Source organism: Streptomyces daqingensis (assembly GCF_014645895.1).
Lineage (GTDB): Bacteria > Actinomycetota > Actinomycetes > Streptomycetales > Streptomycetaceae > Streptomyces > Streptomyces daqingensis.
In genome coordinates this window covers 30,917-49,352 of the sequence record NZ_BMMP01000029.1, presented here as the reverse complement: position 1 = coordinate 49,352, position 18,436 = coordinate 30,917, and the positions used below count along the sequence as shown (strand labels likewise).

Below are 18,436 nucleotides of genomic sequence, written 5' to 3'. Positions count from 1 at the left end.
TTCGACAGGGGGCAACAGTCATGCCGGGCCCGGAGGCCAACGGCCCCATTGCAGGACCGCGAAAAACATAACGGGGGCGGCTCCCCGCCGCTCGCCGTCAGCCGGGCCGAACCGGCCTCAGCACGCGACGTGTTCGCGCATGAGCCTCTCGACGGTGGCCAGGTCACGCGTCCGCAGGGCGTCGAGCATCTCGAAGTGCCCGCGGGCGTCCTCCAGCAGCTCCGCCGCGCACGTCGACGGCGCGACGGGAGCCGGGCGGCGCTGTGCGCGGCGCTGTATGTCCGCGGCGACGGCGACGAGTTGGCGGTTTCCCGTCAGCTCCAGAAGAGCGCCGTGAAAGGCGCTGTCGGCCTCCGCGTAAGCCGTACGGTCGCCGCCCTGAGCCGTGCGGAGCGCCTCGTCGGCATAGGGGCGCAGCCGCTCCCAGCACTCGGGCGGCATCGCGCGGGCCGCCTCCAGCACCGACGGGACCTCCAACAGAGCTCTTATCTCCGCCAGTTCGGCGAGGTCCCGGTCGCTGCAGACGGCGACGCGGAATCCGCGGTTGGGCACCGTCTCGACGGCCCCTTCGCAGACGAGCCGCTGCATGGCCTCCCTCACCGGCGTCGCGGAGACGCCGAACCGCTCGGCCAGCGCCGGTGCCGAGTAGACCTCGCCGGGGACGAGTTCTCCCGAAAGCAGCGCCTCGCGCAGGGCGTCGAGCACCTGCGCGCGCACGGAGTGGCGCTCCGGCTGCTTCGGCGCTCCGGCCTCGCCCGGGTCGCGAACGCCCCTGGCACCCCTCGCGGGCGTGCCGCGGCCGGACGGCCGCGGGCCCGCGGCGCCCATGGCGGTCGCGGCGGCGCCCACGCCCGCCGCCCGTGCGGCGTCGCGCGATCCCGACGTTCCCCGGGCCCGCGGGACGACCGGGACGCTGGTCCCTCCCGGTGCCGCGGGCTCGCTGTGCACATGCTCACCCCGTGCCCCCTGGTCGTCGTCGGCCCCCGCGGGGTGCTGCTCTCCCACGGGAAGCGACTGAGGCAAAAGGCGGGGGTGGAGTGCGGTGCGACCCTCCTGTTCGGGCGCATCCGCTCCGGTCTGCTCCATCTGCCCCTCCAGGTCTCGCTGTGCACCATAGGCGGACCCGGCGCGAGATCAAACCTCCGCGGCATCGGATAAGGTAAGGCTAACCTGCCGGTGATCTTCGATTCGGTGGTCCGCCCATGACCCTGCACGCTGTCGCCCCCGCCCCGTCCGAGCCGTCCCTCGCCTCGCCGCTCACCGCGGCCTACGCGCGCCTGACCGAGGTGTTTCCCGCCCTGCGCGTACGAGAGGTGCCCCGGGGAGGGACCCCGGCATCCGGTGCCGGCTGGGTGCGGGCCGCCCGTCTGGCCGAAGGCGGCGCGACTTTCGAGAACTTCCTCTCCTGGGACGCGGAGCAGGCGCGGCGGGACTACGGGCAGGAGCCCCGCCCCGACGTCGTCGCGAGCTTCGCTCTGCACCGCTACGCGTGGCCCGTCTGCCTTCTCGTCACGATGCCCTGGTTCCTGCACCGGCGGGTGCCGCGGATCCCCGTCGAAGCCGTCTCCTTCCAGCGGACGCTCGGTGAACTCTCCGTCCGTATCGAAGAGTTCGCCTGCCTGCCGGGCGATCCCGCCGCGCACGAGCCCGGCGCCCGCGTCGTGGCGGACGAGGAGGCGCTGCGCGCCGAGGTGCGCGCGGCCGTCGCGGAGCACCTGACCCCCGTACTGGAGGCGTTCCGCTCCAGGGTGCGGCGCGGCAGCAGGGCGCTGTGGGGCATGGCGACCGACGAGATCACCGAGGGGCTCTGGTATCTCGGGCACCTGCTCGGCGAGGAGGAGCGCGCGATGCGCGAGGCGGGTGCGCTTCTCCCCGGCGGCACCACTCCGTACGCGCAGGGCGCCGGTTTCCGTCGACTCACCGGCAAGAAGGGCGAGTTGCTCACCACCCGGGACCGGGCGAGCTGCTGCCTCTACTACACGCTGCGCCCGGAGGACACCTGCGTGACGTGCCCCCGCACGTGCGACGCGGAACGGGTCGCGCGCCTGTCCCCCGATCGCTGAGCAGTTCGACACACAACGCCCCCGTCGATGCGGACTGCCCCCCGTTGGCGGCCAGTTGTACCGAATTCACCTTCTTGCGGCCTCCGCTGCGCCAGGATGCTCCGCGACAACGCAGCAGCCGAGGCGAGCACGGCGCCGGCGGGCCACCGGCCTGCCCGCTCCGGGCGGCAAGGGGCAGACCGATGAGAGTGACGGACATACCGCTGAGCTGGGTGGTGGCGAGCGCCGTGCTGCTCGCCGGCGCCCTCGCGGCGGCGGTGGTGATCGCACGGACACGGGCCGCCGGAGGGAAGGGCGGCGACGAACACGCGGACTCCTGGGAGCAGATGGAGCAGCGGCGCAGACGCAAGGAGACCCTGTACGCCACCGCCGCGTACCTGCTCCTGTTCTGCTGCGCGGCGGTCGCCGCGGCGCTCTCCTTCCACGGCCTCGTCGGCTTCGGAAGGCAGAACCTGCGCCTCTCCGGCGGATGGGAGTACCTGGTCCCCTTCGGGCTTGACGGAGCGGCGATGTTCTCGGCCGTCATCGCGGTGCGCGAGGCCAGCCACGGGGACGCGTCCCTCGGGTCGCGGCTGCTCGTCTGGGCGTTCGCGGGGGCCGCCGCGTGGTTCAACTGGGTGCACGCGCCGCGGGGCGACGGCCATGCCGGGGCGCCGGAGTTCTTCGCCGGCATGTCGCTCTCCGCGGCGATCCTCTTCGACCGGGCGCTCAAGCAGACACGGCGGGCCGCCCTTCGCGAACAGGGCCTCGTCCCGAGGCCGTTGCCGCAGATCCGCGTGGTGCGCTGGCTCCGGGCACCGCGCGAGACCTTCCGCGCCTGGTCCCTGATGCTGCTCGAGGGCGTACGGACGCTCGACGAGGCGGTGGAAGAGGTCCGGGACGAGCGCCGCCGGCAGGAGCAGGAACGTCTCCGCCGGCGCGAGCAGGAGAAGCTCGACCGGGCCCGCGTCAAGGCGCTGAACCGCCAGCACCGGCGGCGGGGACGCGGCCGGGAACACCCCGACACGGACGCTCCGGCGCCCGCTGCGGCCGTCCCGGCCCAGGCAGTGGGCGAGGCCGGTACGGGGATGCTGCCGTTGCGTTCGCGACCCGCGAGCGGAATGGGCGGCGGCGTCGGCGATCTGGACGGATCCGTCGGCGCGGCGAGCCCGCGGCTCGACTCGCTGGAGGAGAAACTCTCCCAGATCGAGCGGCAGTTCGGGTGACCGGCCCGGCTGACGCCGGCCGCCCGGAGAACGGAACCGGCCCGGCCTGCCCCCTGGGGGCGGGCCGGGCCGGTGTCCGTCTGTTTTCAGGCCGGTGCGGGGTCTACGCGTTCAGGCCGGGGACGCGGCTCAGCGGCCGGTGTAGGCGCAGATCGCGAACACGCTGATGCCGACGGTGGGGCTGCCGGGCTGCCTGCCCAGGCCGATCCAGCCGCGGTTGTCGTCGGTGGGGAAGCTGCCGACCAGGATCGCCTCGTTGCCGCGCGCCTCGGCGCCGCCGCCGATGACCTTCTTGCCCTTCGGGCAGCGGGCGACGCGGCGCTGGAAGTTGGGAACGTTCTGGTTCTCCAGCCTGACGACCTCGTAGCCCGGGATCTTCGCGCCCCCGGCGGGCTTCTGCGCGCTCGCCGAGTCCGCCTGCGCGGACCATCCGCCGCCGGCCAGCAGCCCCAGGGCCAGCACGCCTGCGCTGATCGCACGGTTCATCTTCATACGCGTCTCCTCTCCTCGACGGCCGGCTGGACGCCGGCTCACCCGAGCAGTATTGAGCGCGCGTAATTCGCATGCGTGGACGGACACGGACAGATCGGGTGAACCTGTCTCATCGTCAGGAAGCCGCATTTCCGGGCCGTCCTCGTACCGGCCGGCGCCCGGTCAGCCTTCCCAGACGGCGACGGCCGTGCGGTCGTCCGCGTAACCCCGTACCCGGAGCTGGACGTCCGCCAGGAACGCCGCCAGGCCCGGCGGTTCGGGATTGTCCGTCCACGCACCGGCCAGCTGCCGGGCGAAGGCGGGCTCACCCCGCAGCGGAGCCGCGAGCCCCTGGCTGCACAGCAGCAGGACATCACCCGGCTGCGCCTCCGTGGCGCGGAACCGGAACGCGTCGGGGTCCTGGCGGGGAGCGGGCGGCGGCACGGGCACGCGCTGCGTGGAGGGGACGCTCAGCGCGGCCAGGTCGGCGAGTTCCGAGGGGTCGAGGAGCCCGGCGGAGGAGGCGGCCGGCTCCTGCCCGGAGCCGTTCGCCTCGGATTCACCGGGGTGCAGGGCGGAGCCGCCCGGGCCGGTCTCCAGGTCGCGCCAGGACCCGGAGCGCAGCCGGAAGAGTCCCGCGTCCCCCCAGCCGAAGAAGACCCGTGTACGGCAGCGCGGGTCGGCCGACAGCAGCAGGCAGCGCAGGTCGGCGGTGTACTCCTCCGGCTGGACGCCCAGCGCCGCCGCCTGCGCGCGCAGCTTGCCGTAGCAGCGCTCCGTCAGCCGCTGCAGGCCGGGCTTGAGCGCATCGCGCCGGTCGGCGCGTATGTCCTCGGCCAGGCGTGCGTGGCTGCGTCCCGCCACCTCTCCCATCGAGTGGCAGATCTCGCGTGCCGCTCTGTGCCCGCCCGTCGCCGCCCGGCCGCCCGCCGCGACGGCGACCAGCAGCAGGGCGGACTCCCCCGAACCGAACCGCGCGGTCAGCAGGGCGTCGCGCCGCAGCGCGCCGCGGTGGCGGGCGGAGTCACCGCGCAACGACGCGGCACGCAGGGTGAGTCCGCCGTAGTGCGCCCCGTCCAGCACCGTGTCGGGGACGAGTTCGGACAGGGCGGCGGGGTCGGCGGCGGGGAAGGTCGCGGGCTCCGCTTCGTACGTCGGCGGCCGTTCTCCGACGTGCGCGGGGCTCCGGGGGACGTCCGGCGTCACGGCCTCCGGCCCGGCGGGCTCGGACGCCACGGGCCCAGGGCCGGCGGGCTCGGGCCCGTCCGACGCGGGCGTCGTGGCGGGCGGCTGCGCGGGCGGCTCCTGCTCCGTGGCGGGCGGCGGCGAGGCGGGTGGTGCGGCGGGCGGCGGCGAGGCGGGTGGTGCCGTGGCGGGGCCCATCGTGCGCCGCACGGACGCGTAGCGGTCGTCGAGGGTGTCGCCCGCGCCGCTGCGGCCGGTGTCCGGTGACCCCGGGTCGTACAACTGGCTCCACCAGTCGTCCTGCCGGCCCGAGTGCGGTCCGCGAGGCCTCCCCTGCTGAGTCATGCTCATATTGTTGCCCGCACTCGCGGCGGGGAAGACCTCCCCGGGCGGCAGTCCCGGCCCCGCACCGGCCGCCCGGTCGGACCGGCGCCCGGTGCGTGCGCGTCCCCGGCGTGTGAGCCTTCCGTCATGAGCGCTTCACCACGCGGCCGGTCCCTCGGCGAGGCCGAACGCGCCTATCTCGCCGGCCGGCGGCTGTGCCGCATGGCCACGGTCGACCCCTCGGGCCAGCCGCAGGTGAACCCCGTGGGGTACTTCCTGCAGAACGACGGGACGGTCCTCTCCGGCGGTGTCGCCCTCGCTCAGACCCGGCGCTGGCGCAACCTGCTGGCCGAGCCGCGGCTCGCGCTCGTGGTCGACGACGTCGTGAGCACAGACCCGTGGACGGTGCGCGGGGTCGAGATCCGGGGAGAGGCGGAGCTGCTGACGGGGCCGCACGACCTGGCGCCCGGTCTGAGCGACGAGCTGATCCGCGTCCACCCCCGCTGGGTGCACAGCTGGGGACTCGACGAGGTCTGACGGGGTGTGAGCGCACGTCCCGCCCGGCGGCCCCCGGCGCTCAGCGCCCGCCGCTCGCGGCGAGCTGCCACAGGTGGTGCAGGGCGTAGGAGCGCCACGGCCGCCACTGCCCGGACAGGGCCGCGTCGGCGCCGCAGAAGGCGAGTCCGTTCCGCACTCCCACGTCACCCGGCAGGAAGACGTCCGGGTCGCCCAGCGCCCGCATGCGCATGTAGCCCGCGCTCCACGGCCCGATGCCGGGCAGGGCGAGCAGCGACCGCTCCGCCTCGTCGCGGTCCGCGCCCGCGTGCAGGGAGACGGTGCCGTCGGCGAGCGCCGCGGCGACCGTACGGATCGTGGCCCGGCGGCGCTCCGGCATGCCCAGCTCGCTCAGCGGTGCCTCCGCGAGCGAGTCCGCCTCGGGGAAGAGGTGGGTGAGAGCTCCGTCCGGCGAGGGCAGCGGCTTCCCGTACGCGGCGACGAGCCGTCCGGCGAGGGTGCGCGCCGCCGCGACCGTGATCTGCTGGCCGAGGACGGCGCGGACGGCCAGCTCGTGCGGGTCGGCCGTGCCGGGGGCCCGCAGACCGGGGCGCCGCGCGACGAGCTCGCCCAGCACCTCGTCCGCGCCGAGCCGTTCGGCCACCGCAAGGGGATCGGCGTCCAGGTCGAAGAGCCGCCGCACGCGCTGCACCGCCGTCGTCAGGTCACGGAGATCGGCCAGGTGGAGCCGGCAGTCGAGCCATCCGCTCGTCTCCCCCGGCGCGCCCGGCTCCCGCCCCGACGGGCGGTCTCCGGCGTGGTGTTCGTCCACTTCGACGATGCCCGTGCCGCACGGCAGCAGCAGCGTCCGCCGGTACGTGCGGGACCCGGCAGCGCCTGAAGTCTCCTCGACTCCCCCGATGGCGCGGCGCTCCAGAAAGTCGAAGACCTCCCGCGCCGCGTACGGCCCCCTGTACGCCAGCCGCAGGGCGACGCCCGTGGTGGCGGGACGGCCCGCGCCCTCCTCCGCCGGCTGCCGGCCGTGCCCGCCGCGCGGTGCCGCGCTGCGCAGCTGCCCCGGCGTACGTGCGTAGATCTCACGCATCGTGTCGTTGAACTGCCGGACGCTCGCGAACCCGGCGGCGAACGCGATGTCCGTGACCGTCAGGGACGTCGTCTGCAGCAGCACCCTCGCGGTGTGCGCCCGCTGGGCGCGTGCGAGGGCCACGGGGCCGGCGCCCAGCTCGGCGGTCAGCTGCCGCTGCACCTGGCGGGGGCTGTACCCGAGCCTGCGGGCGAGCCCCGAGACGCCCTCGCGGTCCACGACGCCGTCCCCGATCATGCGCATCGCCCGCCCGACCAGGTCCGCGCGCACGTTCCACTCGGCGGAGCCCGGCACGGCGTCCGGACGGCAGCGGCGGCAGGCGCGGAACCCGCCCCCCTGGGCCGCTGCCGCCGAGGGGTAGTAGCGCACGTTCTCCCGCTTCGGAGTGACCGCTGGGCAGCTCGGGCGGCAGTAGATGCCGGTCGTGCGCACGCCCAGGAAGAAGACCCCGTCGAAGCGGGCGTCACGGCTGCGTACGGCCTCGTACCTGCTCTCGTCCGTCATCACGGCATCCAGTCTGCTCCGGCCGCAGGGTCCGCCACTCGCGGATTTCGGACGTCGCCGTCCCACGCCGCCGGCGGACGTCACCGCCGGGCGCCCCGCTGCCCCTCGTCCTCGCCCTCGTCCTCGTTCTCGTCCTCCCCTTCGTCGGGCGCGCCCCCCGGGGCCGGTGGTCTCCGGCCGTGCCGCAGCAGTGCGAGCGCGATCAGCAGGTACGGGACCGCGGCGAGCACGAACAGCGTGCTGTGCCCCCACCGGGCGGAGCCCAGGCCGTAGGCGGCGCACAGCAGCACCGAGAACACTTCGGCGCCGAAGCCCGCCACGGAGGCGACCGTCGCGCGTGCCCGGTCGGTCACCCGGTCCTGGAGCAGCGCGTCGCAGGTGACCATCGCCCATTGGAAGATCCCGAACGCCAGGGCCAGCAGCGGCGTTCCGGCGGGACCGCTCACCGAGCCCGCCGCCAGCGCCAGGGCCGCCACGCCCAGCGCGGGTCCCAGGAGCCGTGGCGTACCGCGGCCCGCGCACCAGCCGCCCACCGCCACACCCGCCGAGACGAGCAGCATCAGCGTGGGCACCGTCGACGCGGCGACGTCCATCGACCCCACGAGGAGCGGCACGTACTCGTCGATCATCAGCGCACCGGTGACGGCTGAGCTCAGCAGCACGGCGCGCAGAGCGGCGCGCGAGCCGCGCAGTTCGGCGGCTCCGGCGCGGAGTACGGCGCCGAACCCGCGCTCCGGCGTACCGCCCGCATTCCGCTCGCCGTCGTCCGGGCGGGCTCCGCGCGCGCTGCCGCGCCGCGGCTCGGGCAGGGTGAGGCCCACGGCCGCGCCGATCAGGCACACCACGACGCTCGCCGCCCCGACGGCCTCGTAGCCGCCCGCGCCGAGTACCGGTCCGGCCAGGGCGGTCGCCGCCATCATGGCGGTGGTGCCCATCGCCTGCGAACGGCCCATGATCCGGGCGTACGAGGCCGTCGCGCCGTGGCGGGCCAGCTCCTCGTAGACGAGGGCCTGCAGCGAGCCCGAGGACAGCGAGCCGCCCGCCCCCCACAGCAGGAACCCGCACGCGAACGCCGGGTACGAGGGCAGCCACGTCCACAGTGCGAAACCGGCACCGGTCAGCAGGGGCGCGAGGACGACCAGCAGGCGCCGTGAGAAGAGGTCGGCCCACATCCCGGAAGGCACTTCCAGGACGAAGGTCACGCACGACCAGATGATGAACAGGGAGGAGATCTCACCAGTGGACAGGCCGTGCTCGGCGAAGAGCAGCGCGTAGACCGGGTAGAGCAGGATCAGGTCTTCGAAGAAGGCGTACGCGCACAGCCGTCGGGCAAGGCGCCCCACTGCGGCGGAACGCCGGGGCCGGGCCCGGGCCGTCGCCGCGGTGCTTCTGGAATCCCGTGAGGGTCAATGTCGCCAGGTCATGCGTTCAGGCTACGGCAGCTCCGGGCCGCCGGGTAGGGCGCGCACCTCGGGGAGCCGCTGCAGCAGCCCCCAGGTGAACTCGGCGATCACTCCGTGCCGTAGGCCCGCGGCGTCGCGGACGGTGAAGCCCAGACGCCAGCGGCTCGGCGCCGAGCCCTCCAGGGGCCGGGCCGGGGCGAAGGCGCGCGCCGCCTCGTCGACCGTGCAGGACCACGGGGTCAGGTCCTCCAGGGTGTTCAGCGGAGGCGGCGCGGCACCGGGAGCCCGCACCAAAAACTCCGTGACGGCCCCGCCGCCGGGGAGGCTCAGCACCTCGAAGCGGAGGTCGGGCCAGAGCGGCAGCCGCCACGTCAGCGCTTCGCAGTCGAGATCGCCGAGCTGCCGCCGGACGGCCCCGTCCGGCGGGCCGAGCACCGAGCGGTACCGCCCCGCGGCGCTCCGGCCGCCCGGCGCGCGCAGCATGGCCTGCCAGCGGCGGTTCGCCTCCCTCATCTCCGCGCGTCCGGCGCCCAGTTCGACGAGCGCCTCCTGGACGAGGTCCTGCTGGAAGTCGGCCATCCGGCGCAGCAGCACCATCTGGAACTCGCGCGGCCCGAACGGGCTCACCGCGGCGTCCGCCGGGTACGGGCTCCGCTCCCGCCCGCACGGGAGCCGACGCGTGCGGAGGGGCCGTCGAGCGGGCTGCCGGGCGGGAGGGGCATGGGGGGACGGTAGCAACCGCCCTCCCATGCCCCCGCGGTCACGGCTTGCGCCGCACGCCCCGCTTCCGCTCCGCCATGTGCCGGCCCAGGGCCGACATCTGCTTGAAGCGCTGCTTCTCCTCGGCTCTCAGCCGCGCGTCCGTGCGGGCCGCGAGGCGGGTGTTCTCGCGCAGCAGCTTGCGGTAGCTCTCCAGACGGCGGTGCGGAAGGGTGCCGTCCTCGACGGCGGCGAGCACCGCGCAGTCCGGTTCGCTGTCGTGACGGCAGTCGTGGAAGCGGCATTCCCCGGCGAGCGCCTCGATCTCCGCGAAGGCCCGGCCCACTCCCTCGTGCGCGTCCCACAGGCCGACGCCGCGCAGCCCGGGGGTGTCGATGAGGACGCCGCCGCCGCGCGCCTCGGGCAGCGGCAGCAGGTCGCGGGTCGTCGTGGTGTGCCGTCCCTTGCCGTCGTTGTCACGGGTGGCCCGGACGTCCTGCACCTCCTCCCCCAGCAGCGCGTTGGCCAGCGTCGACTTGCCGGCGCCCGACTGGCCGAGGAGGACGCACGTGCCCCCGGCCACGACCGCGGACAGCACGTCGAGGCCGTCCCCGGTGGCTGCGCTGACGCTCAGCACCGTCACGCCCGGCGCGGACTGCTCGACGTCGGCGATGAGTTGGGCGAGCGTCGCCGGGTCTTCGACGAGGTCTGCCTTGGTGAGGACGACCAGCGGCTGGGCCCCGCTCGTCCATGCGAGGGCGGTGAAGCGCTCGACGCGTGCGAGGTCGAGCTCGACGGCGAGCGACGTCGCGATGAGGACGTGGTCGACGTTGGCGGCCAGCACTTGGCCCTCGGAGCGGTTGGTGGCGGTCGAGCGGAGGAAGGCCGTGCGCCGCGGCAGCACGGCGCGGACCTCCGCGAGCCCGGAGCCGGGCCCGGGACGGAGCACCGCCCAGTCCCCGGTGCAGATCGTGCGCGTGGGATCGGCGGTGGCCACGGGCGCGGTGTCGGCGCGCACGGTGCCCTCCGCGGTGACGGCGTCGCACCGCCCGCGGTCGACGCGCACGACGCGGGCGGGTACGAGCCCCTGCCCGTCGTAGGGGGCGAACGCGTCGGCCACGTCGGCGTCCCAGCCGTAGCGGGCGAGGGGGTGCGGGGCGGCCGGGCCGGCGGAGGACGAACTGCGCTGCGAGCGGGGTGAGTTGTGCGGTGAGTTGAGCGAGGAGTTCACGGGATTGCCCTTCACGGAAGGGTGGCCCTCCCGGTGCCGCGCGCACCGCACGGACGAAGCGTGCCGCTGCGCGTCAGACGGGGGCCACGGAGGTGGAGAGGACGGACTTCGGGATGCGGGCAGCGCCCACCACAACGACGGCCATCTGTCTTCACCTCCTCATCGCGAGAGCTTCCGGGGCGGCGGCCCGGCAAGGACACGCCGCTCGCCGGACTGTAGCGCGGCAAGCGGGCGGCGGCCACGGAATTTCCGCCGGCCGGCGGCCGGGGCCGGCGCCCCGGCACCGCAGGAACGCACGCGCCCCGCGTCAGCGGTCGCGGCGCGAGCGCAGCCGCGCCCGTACGTCCGCGTGCGGAAGGAACTTCGTCCACCGCTCGGGGAATTCGGCAGGCGGATCGTCCCCCGGTTCCTCCGCGCCGGAGCTCTCCGCGTCGCGCATCGCCCTGCGGGCGGCAGCGGCGGCGATGACCTCCGCGGCCGCCTCCTCACGGGCGCGCTCGTTCATGCGGCGTGCGGCGGCGGTCGCCACGGACGGCCACACGTGGTCGATGGCGGCGTTGACGGCGGCGCCCACGAGCACCGCGAAGGCGGAGACGCCGATCCACAGCAGCACGGCGACGGGCGCTGCCAGCGAGCCGTAGATCGTGAGGCCCTCGACGGTGCTCGTGATGTACAGGCGCAGCAGGATGCTGCCGACGACCCACATCAGCAGGGCGACGAGCGCACCCGGGATGTCCTCCCGCCACGGCGAACGCACCGGCACCGACACGTGGTAGAGCGTCGTGAGGAACGCGACCGAGAGCAGCAGCACCACCGGCCAGTAGAAGACCGCGACCAGCCCCTGCGCCTGCGGGACCAGCCGCAGCACCGCGTCCGGGCCGGCGACCATCAGCGGCAGCACCACCGCGCCGATGGCAAGCGCCACGAGGTACAGCAGGAAGGCCAGCAGGCGCGTCTTGACGATGCCGCGCTGCCCGTCGAGGCCGTACATCACGGTGATGGTGTCGATGAAGACGTTCACCGCCCTCGACCCGGACCACAGCGCGATGGCGAAACCGAGCGAGATCACGTCGGGCTGGCCGCCGCGGATGACGTCGTCGATGAGGGGACGCGCGATCTGGTCGACGCCGCGGTCGGAGAGCACCGCGGCGGAAGCGGTGAGGAAGTTGGTGCGGATCGAGTCGATCGTGTCGGTGCCGATCCAGGCGTCGAGGTAGCCCAGCAGCCCGATGAGGCCGAGCAGCAGCGGGGGGATCGAGATCAGGGTGAAGAACGCCGCCTCGGCGGCGAGGCCGAGGACCCGGTACTCCATGCAGGAGTTGACCGTGTCCTTGAGCAACAGCCAGGCCATCCTCCGTTTGGGGACGTTCCGGTAGATGACGCGCGCTCTGCGGAAACGTCCGCTCGGGCGAGGTGGGGTTTCGTCGGCTGGTTGCACCTCCTTAACGTATCTGCCATGCCAGCCTCCACTCACACCGTCACCAACCAGCCGCCGCCGCTCGTCGACTACGACGTCTTCTCGGCCGACCACGCTCTCGCCGAGGCGGTCGCCCGGCACGCAGCGCCCGAACGAGCCGAGGAGGTACGCGCCGAGCTGAGCGAACTCGGCCGCGGCGCCGGCTCGGCGGAGGCGCAGGAGTGGGGCAGGCAGGCCAACGAGGTGCCGCCCGTACTGCGTACGCACGACCGGTACGGCAACCGCATCGACGAGGTCGAATTCCACCCGGCCTGGCACCGCTTGCTCGACCGTGCCGTCGGCGCGGGCCTCACCGACGCCTGGTCGCGGCCGGACGGGCAGCTCCGCCGGACCGCGGGCTTCTACGTGTGGGGGCAGGTCGAGGCGGGCCACGGCTGCCCGGTGTCGATGACGCACGCCGCGGTGCCCGCCCTGCGCAAGGAGCCGTCCCTGGCCGCCGTCTGGGAGCCGCTGCTCTCCTCGCACACCTACGCGCCCGGCCTGGACCGGCCGGCGACGCAGAAGCCTGGCGCCATCGCCGGCATGGGGATGACCGAGAAGCAGGGCGGCAGCGACGTACGCGCGAACACGACGCAGGCCGTTCCGGTCAGCGGCGGCGGCGAGGGCGAGGGCGAGTACGTGCTGACGGGGCACAAGTGGTTCTGCTCCGCGCCGATGTCGGACGTCTTCCTTGTGCTCGCGCAGGTGACGGGCGGCGGAGAGGGCGAGGGCCTCACCTGCTTCCTCGTGCCCCGCGTACTGCCCGACGGGTCGCGCAACACCTTCCGCGTGCAGCGGCTGAAGGACAAGCTCGGCAACCGCTCCAACGCCTCCAGCGAGGTCGAGTTCGACGGGACGACGTGGGCGCGGCGCGTGGGCGAGGTGGGGCGGGGCGTGCCGACCATCATCGAGATGGTCGCCGCGACCCGGCTGGACTGCGTGACGGGCTCCGCCGCCCTCATGCGCCACGCGGTCGCGCAGGCCACGCACCACACCGCGCACCGCAGCGCGTTCGGCGGACTGCTGACGGACAAGCCGCTGATGCAGAACGTCCTGGCCGACCTGGCGCTGGAGTCGGAGGCGGCGACGGCGCTGACGATGCGGCTCGCGTCCGCGTTCGACGCGGCCCAGGGCGGCGGCCAGGACGCCGAGCAGGAACGGCAGTTGCTGCGTCTCGCGGTCCCCGCCGCCAAGTACTGGGTGACGAAGCGCTGCACGCCCGTGGTGGGCGAGGCCCTGGAGTGCCTCGGCGGCAACGGGTACGTCGAGGAGTCGGGCATGCCCAGGATGCTGCGCGAGTCGCCGCTCAACTCGATCTGGGAGGGCTCCGGCAACGTCCAGGCCCTGGACCTGCTGCGCGCGCTGCAGCGCTCCCCGGAGGCGCTGAACGCGTTCCTCACGGAGATCGGCCTTGCCCGCGGAGCCGACCACCGCCTGGACGCGGCCACGAAGGACCTCCTGGCCGAACTCGCCGACCTGGAGGGCATCGAGGCGCGTGCGCGCCGCCTCGTCGAGCGGATGGCGCAGGTGCTCCAGGGATCACTGCTGGTGCGGTACGCCCCGCCGGAGGTGGCCGACGCCTACTGCGCCTCCCGGCTCGGCGGCGACTGGGGCGCGGCCTTCGGCACGCTGCCGCACACGCTCGACCTGCCGTCGATCGTGGAGAGGGCGCGTCCCGCGACGGCCTAGGGGCCGGCCGGGACGCACGCTCCCGGCCGGCCCCTCGGGCGTCGGCGGTCTTCGGGACGTACTGCCGCGGTCCGTGGCCGAAACGTGGCCGAGAAGCGCATCTCCCGGCCCCTGCGCGGGATTCGCGGTCCCGGTCCGCTGAGTCCGCCGGCTGCATACCCTGTCGGACATGACCGCCCAGCCGCCTGAGCCCTCACCGCGCCCCGCTCCGTCAGGCGAGCTCCGCGCCTCCCACGACGACCGCGAAGCGGTGGTGGAGCAGCTGCGCGACGCGGCGGCCGAGGGGCGCATCGGCCTCGACGAGCTGGACTCGCGTCTGGAGCAGGCCCTGAAGTCCAGGACCTACGGCGAACTGGCCGCCCTGACCGCCGACTTGCCGAGGCCGCCTTCCCCGGAGGACCGGCCGCCGCTGGTGGTCAAGGGCGGCATGCTCGGCGCGTCCCTGGGCCCCGGGCGCTGGGAGGTCCCCAGGCGTGTGGTCGCTTACGGAGGCGTCGGGGGCGTGAAGATCGACTTCACCCGGGTCGAGTGCCGTCTCCCGGAGGTCGCGGTGGAGGCGCACGGCGAGATCTCCGGTGTCACGGTCGTCATCCCCGACGGCTGGGCCGCAGACGCCGGCGGCGTGGAACCCGGCGTCGGCGGCCTGAAGGACGAGACCACACCCGACCGGCTCCCGGGGACTCCGCTGATCCGGCTCACCGGGTCCGGCGGCCCGGGAGGAGGAGTGGTCGTCCGCCACCCCAACCACCGGGAACGGCGCAAGCTGCACGGCAACCCGTCGCAGCGCTAGGCACGTGCCTGGGGTGGCGGCCTGGATCCGGAGCGCCTCCGGGACACGCCTCGTGGGGTGATCCCGCACACCGTTCCGGAGCAGCGCGACCCGGACGGGCACGGCTTCCGGCGGCCTTCCGGCGGTCCCGCCCACCCACGCGGAAGACCTGTTCCCACCGCCCGCTTCCGAGCCGACCGCTGCGCCCGGTACGGCAGTCGGCGCCGCGACGCGCGCACTCCCGGTGCGCGGAACCGGAGTTCGACCGCGCGATCGGCCTGGGACGGTCCGTGGGCTCCTGACGGAACGGACTTCTAGTCCTTCTTGCCGCCCCCGGACTTGCCCTCGTCGCCCTTGTCCTTGCCGGACTCACCTTCGCCGGAGCCCTCCTTGCCGGAGCCCTCCTTGCCGGGCTTGTCGCCGTCCGCCGTGCCGGTGCCGGAGGACACCGAGTCCCCGTCGGGCCCGTAGGCGGTCATGAACCGGTCGCGGAACTTGTCCATGCGCCAGACCGGGGTGTCCTTGTCGGGCCGCAGACCGTCCTTCCAGTTCCAGTCGTGGATGCGGTCCATGACCTTGTCGTCCTTGGCGATGACGGAGACCGGCACGTCCCGGCTGGCGTGGTTGCCGACGACGGTCGGGTTCGGCTGGTGGTCGCCGAGGACGACGAGGACGGTGTCGTCGTGGCCGTACTTCTCCAGGTAGGACGTGAGGGTCTTCATCGAGTACCGGACGGAACGCGCGTACTCCCGGCGTACCTGCCGTTCGTCCCGCCAGACGTCCTTGGGGTCCTTCCCGGCCTTCTTGATCCGGTGGTAGACGGACCCGTCGCCGACCTCGTCCCAGCCGATCATCTTCGGCAGCGGCGCCCAGGGGTTGTGGCTGGTGGCGAGGATGATCTCCGACATGAGGGGCTTGCGGTTCTTCTTGCCGCTCTCAAGACGCTCGTACGCCTTCATCGTGTACTGGTCGGGCACCGGCGACCAGCTGAACTTGGGGCCCTTGTAGCCCATTTCACGTGAGTCGTAGACGTGGTCGAGGCCGTAGAACTTGCCCTCCGGCCACGCCTTGGTGACGCCCGGCATCATGCCCGCGGTCCGCCAGTCCTCGGTGCGGCGGAAGGCCCGGGTGAGGGTCAGCCGGTCGCTGGAGGTGAGGGTGCGGTAGCGCTGCTGGTTGTCGATCCACAGGCCCGACATGAACGTCGCGTGTGCCATCCAGCTTCCGCTGCCCGTCACGGGAGAGGTGAGCCAGCCGCTGCGGGAGGAGAATCCGGCTCCCTCGAGACGCTCCTTGCCGTCCGCGAGACCGGCGTTGACGCCCGCGGACATCTCCGGGTTCTCGATCGCGTCGCGGCCGTAGCTCTCGATGAACGCGAAGATGACGTCCTTGCCGCGCAGTCCGGTCAGCAGCTCGTCCGGCGGCGTGTTCTCGAACTTGTCGTGAGCGGCTTCCTTGGCGAATATCCGCTCGTCCTCGAGCCCGTCCCCGACCTGCTCGATGCGGTTGTTGACGAGCCCCGCGGTGATCTTGGAGGCGACCGGCACGTCGATTCCCGGTATCTGCAGCGTCGCGAGGGTGAACCACGCGGTGGCAAGAGCGAGCGTCGTCCGCGTCGCCAGCCGGATGTCGCGCAGGACGATGGGGCCCAGCCGGCGGACGGCGAGGGCGCTGAGGACGAGCAGGGCGATGATCAGTACGACGAGGCCGATGACGGCTGCGATCGCCCCGGCCTTGCCGACGGTGTCCTCGAGGAAGGACTCGGCGTCGTCGAAGAGCACCCAGTCCAGGACGAGGTCGAAGGGGCGGTCCAGGAACTCGTAGAAGCCCATGTCGAAGAACTTCAGGACGGTCAGCAGGCCCAGCGCGGCGCCCATGGCCGTGGCGGTGCCCCGCCTCGCCCTGGGCGGGAGGACCAGCAACAGCGCGACGCCGAAGATCGCCTCCCCGGGTATTCGCAGGAACGCGCCGAGGGTGAGGCGGTCCATCTCGTTCGGCAGGACGAGCGCGACGTATACGAGAAGAGCCGCCAGCACAGTCGTGCCGTGCTTCGTCCAGCGGGCCGCGGCCGGGTACTCGGCCCGCCAGCCCCGCACGCCACCGGAGGCCCCACCCTTGGCAGCGGCCGTCTCCGTGTCAGCGGCCGCCCCCTCACCGGCGGCGGCCTCCTCGTCGGCGGCCGTCTCCGTCCGAACGCTCTCCGGGGAAGCGTCTGTCGAGGCGCCCTCCGGGGTTGCCTCGTCCTGTTTCTGCAGCCGGCGGGAGCTGGTGAAGAGCGGCAACCCGGAGGTCCTTCCTTGCGAACTTCTGTGGTGACACGGCGGGCCCGGTTCTGGGGGAACGGGGGCCGGCCGCCGGTGTACGGCCTGCGGCGGGCCCAGTTCGATCACTGGAGCCGCCTGCGCGGGCAGCGTACGCCGAGAGGGTGAACGGGTTGGCTAATTTGGCAGCCCGGACGGAGAACTTGCCAGCGCTTGGCATTACCCCGGAGAAGTCTTGAAGGTGCGGGCGCCTGCTCGCGTCCCGAATGCGTCCCACCAGGAACAAAGAGGCACAAGGCAGCGGAAGCGGCGGGAAAAGTACCGCTACAGCTCGCTCGCCCAGGGCGGGTTCGCGCCGCGCACCGCGCAGACCGCCGCCGCCACGCGGGCGCCGAACGCCATCGCGTCCTTGACCTGGCCGGGACGGAGGCCGTCCAGGCGGCCGCCCAGTGCCCCCGCGCCGTGCAGCGAGTGCAGGAATCCGGCCATGAAGGTGTCGCCCGCACCCACGGAGTCGACGACGTCCACCTGAGGGGCGGGAACCCGCAGCCGCTCCCCGCCGAGGGACGCGAAGACGCCGCCTGCGCCGAGGGTGACGACGACGAGGGGCACGCCGTCCCGGTGGAAGATGTCCGCCGCCGCCTCCGGGGAGGCGCCCTCGGGCATGAGGTGGGCGAGGTCGTCGTCGGAGAGCCGCAGGATGTCCGCGGCGGCGCACCAGCGCGGCAGCGCGGCCCGGTAGACGGCGGGTTCGACGAGGAGCGGGCGCACGTTGGGGTCGACGGAGACGGTGGCGCGGGTGGCCGCGTCCTCCAGCAGCTCCTCGACGGCCGGGCCGCCCGGCGTCCGCACCAGCGCCAGCGAACCCGTGTGCAGGCAGGAGAGGGGGCCGCCGGAGGCGGCGGCGAGCTCCCGCGGAGTCCACTGCCAGTCGGCGGTGTTCTCCGCGTGGAACGAGTAGTCGGCCCGTCCGTCGTCGTCGAGGTCGGCCACGGCGAGGGTGCTCGGCTCGCTCGCGGCGACCGTCCGGCTCAAGTCGACGCCCGAGGCGGCGAGATGGTCGCGGAAGAGACGGCCGAAGACGTCGGAGGAGAGCCGTCCGAGGAATCGGGTGGGCGTGCCGAGCCGCGCCAGGGCGACCGCCGTGTTGGCGGGGCCGCCGCCGGGGAGTACGTCCAGCCCGATGGCGGGCGTGCCCGCGCTCGCGGACGGTGCCCGCACGAAGGCGTCGGCGACGCACTCCCCGAGCACCGCGACGGGCGCGGCGCCCTCGGCGGGGGAAGTCGGTGCGGACGGCTCGTACACGGGCATGCTCGGGACCTCACGGTGGGGTGGTGGAGTGGACGGACCGGGCCGGTGCGGCAGGGGGCGGGCGGCAGCCGCCGCGACCCGCGCTGGAGTCCAGCAGCCGCCCGTTTCCCTGTCAACGACGGGCCGCCCGCAACGGGCAGGGAACGGGCACGCCCGGTGCGGCCCCGGGCAGCGGAGGCGGAAGCCGCCGCGCCGGTGCGGCGCGGCCGGGTACCGGTCGCCCCAGGTCCGCGCCCTCGCGGGCGTTATGTATCGTCCCGTCGCA

15 protein-coding genes are annotated in these 18,436 nt (G+C 73.9%); 5 read left to right on the top strand and 10 right to left on the bottom strand.

The window, feature by feature from the left end:
* Positions 1-117 precede the first annotated feature (117 nt).
* Positions 118-1,005, bottom strand: coding sequence for a GntR family transcriptional regulator (locus tag IEY56_RS27645; RefSeq protein WP_308424183.1), 888 nt, complete (start codon positions 1,003-1,005; stop codon positions 118-120).
* Positions 1,006-1,202: 197 nt separating this feature from the next.
* Here IEY56_RS27645 and IEY56_RS27640 point away from each other — a divergent pair, with 197 nt between their 5' ends.
* Positions 1,203-2,063 carry a (2Fe-2S)-binding protein gene (locus tag IEY56_RS27640; protein WP_189040020.1) on the top strand — a complete coding sequence of 287 codons (861 nt, stop codon included), beginning with the start codon at positions 1,203-1,205 and terminating at the stop codon, positions 2,061-2,063.
* Positions 2,064-2,245: 182 nt separating this feature from the next.
* A complete protein-coding gene (locus IEY56_RS27635; RefSeq protein WP_189040019.1) occupies positions 2,246-3,268 on the top strand; it encodes a DUF2637 domain-containing protein in 1,023 nt (340 codons plus the stop codon).
* A 129-nt stretch (positions 3,269-3,397) separates the two neighbouring features.
* Here IEY56_RS27635 and IEY56_RS27630 read toward each other — a convergent pair whose 3' ends face one another.
* Both IEY56_RS27630 and IEY56_RS27625 read right to left on the bottom strand, forming a co-directional pair.
* The gene (locus IEY56_RS27630; RefSeq protein ID WP_189040018.1) at positions 3,398-3,760 is read right to left on the bottom strand and encodes a hypothetical protein; all 363 of its coding nucleotides are present in this window, start codon (positions 3,758-3,760) and stop codon (positions 3,398-3,400) included.
* 162 nt (positions 3,761-3,922) lie between these two features.
* Positions 3,923-5,269 (bottom strand): protein phosphatase 2C domain-containing protein, encoded by a 1,347-nt coding sequence (locus IEY56_RS27625; protein WP_189040017.1) that lies wholly within the window; start codon positions 5,267-5,269, stop codon positions 3,923-3,925.
* Between the two features lie 126 nt (positions 5,270-5,395).
* Between IEY56_RS27625 and IEY56_RS27620 the strand changes: the two genes are divergently transcribed.
* The gene (locus IEY56_RS27620; protein WP_189040016.1) at positions 5,396-5,785 is read left to right on the top strand and encodes a PPOX class F420-dependent oxidoreductase; all 390 of its coding nucleotides are present in this window, start codon (positions 5,396-5,398) and stop codon (positions 5,783-5,785) included.
* A gap of 40 nt (positions 5,786-5,825) precedes the next feature.
* Here the strand turns inward: IEY56_RS27620 and IEY56_RS27615 are convergent, their stop codons facing one another.
* The 5 genes from IEY56_RS27615 to IEY56_RS27595 all read right to left on the bottom strand — a co-directional run bounded on the left by IEY56_RS27615 (position 5,826) and on the right by IEY56_RS27595 (position 12,123).
* Positions 5,826-7,352, bottom strand: a complete 1,527-nt coding sequence (locus tag IEY56_RS27615; protein ID WP_189040015.1) for an AlkA N-terminal domain-containing protein — start codon at positions 7,350-7,352, stop codon at positions 5,826-5,828.
* 80 nt (positions 7,353-7,432) lie between these two features.
* Positions 7,433-8,695, bottom strand: a complete 1,263-nt coding sequence (locus IEY56_RS27610; protein WP_189040014.1) for an MFS transporter — start codon at positions 8,693-8,695, stop codon at positions 7,433-7,435.
* A 90-nt stretch (positions 8,696-8,785) separates the two neighbouring features.
* On the bottom strand, positions 8,786-9,352 hold the full coding sequence (locus tag IEY56_RS27605) for a hypothetical protein (protein ID WP_189040026.1): 567 nt from the start codon (positions 9,350-9,352) through the stop codon (positions 8,786-8,788).
* A gap of 163 nt (positions 9,353-9,515) precedes the next feature.
* Entirely contained in the window at positions 9,516-10,685 is a 1,170-nt protein-coding gene (gene rsgA / locus IEY56_RS27600) for a ribosome small subunit-dependent GTPase A (protein WP_189040025.1), read from the bottom strand.
* Between the two features lie 307 nt (positions 10,686-10,992).
* Positions 10,993-12,123, bottom strand: coding sequence for a YihY/virulence factor BrkB family protein (locus tag IEY56_RS27595; RefSeq protein ID WP_189040013.1), 1,131 nt, complete (start codon positions 12,121-12,123; stop codon positions 10,993-10,995).
* A gap of 18 nt (positions 12,124-12,141) precedes the next feature.
* On the opposite strand from IEY56_RS27595, the gene IEY56_RS27590 reads away from it, so the two are divergent.
* The gene (locus tag IEY56_RS27590; protein ID WP_189040012.1) at positions 12,142-13,830 is read left to right on the top strand and encodes an acyl-CoA dehydrogenase family protein; all 1,689 of its coding nucleotides are present in this window, start codon (positions 12,142-12,144) and stop codon (positions 13,828-13,830) included.
* A gap of 169 nt (positions 13,831-13,999) precedes the next feature.
* Complete coding sequence (locus tag IEY56_RS27585) at positions 14,000-14,620, top strand: DUF1707 SHOCT-like domain-containing protein (protein WP_189040011.1); 621 nt, start codon at positions 14,000-14,002, stop codon at positions 14,618-14,620.
* Between the two features lie 293 nt (positions 14,621-14,913).
* Here the strand turns inward: IEY56_RS27585 and IEY56_RS27580 are convergent, their stop codons facing one another.
* Together IEY56_RS27580 and IEY56_RS27575 are read right to left on the bottom strand one after the other, a co-directional pair.
* Positions 14,914-16,881 carry an LTA synthase family protein gene (locus tag IEY56_RS27580; RefSeq protein ID WP_189040010.1) on the bottom strand — a complete coding sequence of 656 codons (1,968 nt, stop codon included), beginning with the start codon at positions 16,879-16,881 and terminating at the stop codon, positions 14,914-14,916.
* A gap of 303 nt (positions 16,882-17,184) precedes the next feature.
* Positions 17,185-18,171, bottom strand: a complete 987-nt coding sequence (locus IEY56_RS27575) for a carbohydrate kinase family protein (protein ID WP_189040009.1) — start codon at positions 18,169-18,171, stop codon at positions 17,185-17,187.
* Positions 18,172-18,436: the final 265 nt, after the last annotated feature.